General features: G+C 72.1%; 1 protein-coding gene. It reads left to right on the top strand.

Features of this window, described 5'->3' with window-relative positions:
- Window positions 1-1,513: AgmX/PglI C-terminal domain-containing protein (locus D7V93_RS42865; protein WP_147451679.1), on the top strand; the 1,513-nt coding region annotated here is incomplete at its 5' end.
- Between the last annotated feature and the right edge of the window lie 40 nt (window positions 1,514-1,553).

Below are 1,553 nucleotides of genomic sequence, written 5' to 3'. Positions count from 1 at the left end.
CACCATGCCTTCCACCCGCCGCCGTCCCCCGTCCGAGGCCATGCCCAGCCTCCTCGCGGACGACCTGCTGGCGGACGTGGAGCTCGACATCGCCGCGCCCTCCACCTCCGGCCCGCTCCTGAGCGCGTCGCCTCCGGCCACCCGCCCCACGCACGCGCCGAAGATCGGCCCGGGCAGGAAGGGCGCCGCGCAGCTCTACATGGAGCTGTACTGGGGCGCCGTGCGCCGCGACGCGCGCCGCTTCGCCCCGGACGCGAAGAAGCCCGTCAAGGCGGCCCTGGAAGAGCTGGCCCCCATGCCGCTGTGGGGCTTCACCCTCCCCGAGGGTGACGACTTCACGCTCGCCGAAGCCGTCAACGGCAACTACCGCCTCTTCGTGCCCCCCGGCACCGACGTGGAGAAGGCCAGCGCCGACGGCCGCTTCGCCCCCGTCACCTCCGCGGCGCTCGAGTCCGACGGCAGCCGCCGCTTCGTCACGCTGCGCGATGGCGCCGCGGCCCGCCTCACCCAGGGCAAGATGTCGCTCGTCGCCTACGCGGCGCCCAGCCCCGAGCGCATCTTCGTCAACCCGCTCAAGGGCCTGCCCTGGCTGACCCTCTTCTTCCTCGCCATCTTCGGCGGCGGCCTGGGCTACTTCATCGCCACGGCGCCCGAGGGCCCGGCGACCGCGGACTTCACCCAGAAGAACCTGCCCCCGGTGGCGCTGCGCCTCATCGCGCCCGAGCCCAAGAAGAAGGAAGAGGCCAAGAAGAAGCTGGAGGCGCTCAAGAAGAAGGAGCCCGCCAAGGAGAAGCCCGTCGTCGCGGAGAAGGCCCCGCCCAAGCCCGTGAAGCAGGCCCCGCCTCCCAAGGCCGTGGCCGCCGCGCCGGAGAACAAGGTCATGAAGGCGCTCGCGAAGCTGTCCGCCGCCGGCCCCGCCGCCAACGACCTGCTGGCCGCCGTGGACAAGATGGGCAGCGGCCCGGGCAACAAGAACGTCAAGCAGACCAACTACAAGCTGTCCGGGCTCATCGGAAAGGCGCCCATCGCCAACGCGGGCCTGGGCACCTTCGGCCTGGGCGGCGGCGGCAAGGGCGGCGGCGCCACGCTGGGCGCGGAGCTCCTGCGCGGCAAGGGCGGCGGCGGCATCGGCGCGCTCGGCGCGGGCGGTGTGGGCAAGGGCGCGGTGGGCGGCACCGTCACGCGCGCCACCGCGCGCAGCATCTCCTCCACCCAGGGCACCGTGGACCGTGAAGCCGTGGCCAAGGTCATCAACAGCCACCTCAACGAGGTGCACGGCTGCTATGAACGCGCGCTGCTCAAGGACCCGGGGCTCGCCGGCAAGGTCGTGCTGGAGTGGAGCATCGGGCTCAATGGCCGCGTCGCCTCCGCGAAGACGAAGTCCTCCACCCTGCGCAACGCCTCCGTCGAAGCGTGCATCCTCAGCAGCCTGAAGGGCTGGCAGTTCCCCACCCCCAAGGGCGGCCTCGTCATCATCACGTATCCGTTCCTCTTCAACTCGGTCGGCTACTGACGCGGCGGGTCTTCCCCCCACCGCCCGCGTCAGCCCCGTC

Origin of the sequence: Corallococcus llansteffanensis (assembly GCF_003612055.1) — a bacterium.
GTDB lineage: Bacteria > Myxococcota > Myxococcia > Myxococcales > Myxococcaceae > Corallococcus > Corallococcus llansteffanensis.
Note: the sequence above shows the minus strand (reverse complement) of the source record. Positions and strands in the feature narration are given on the sequence as shown.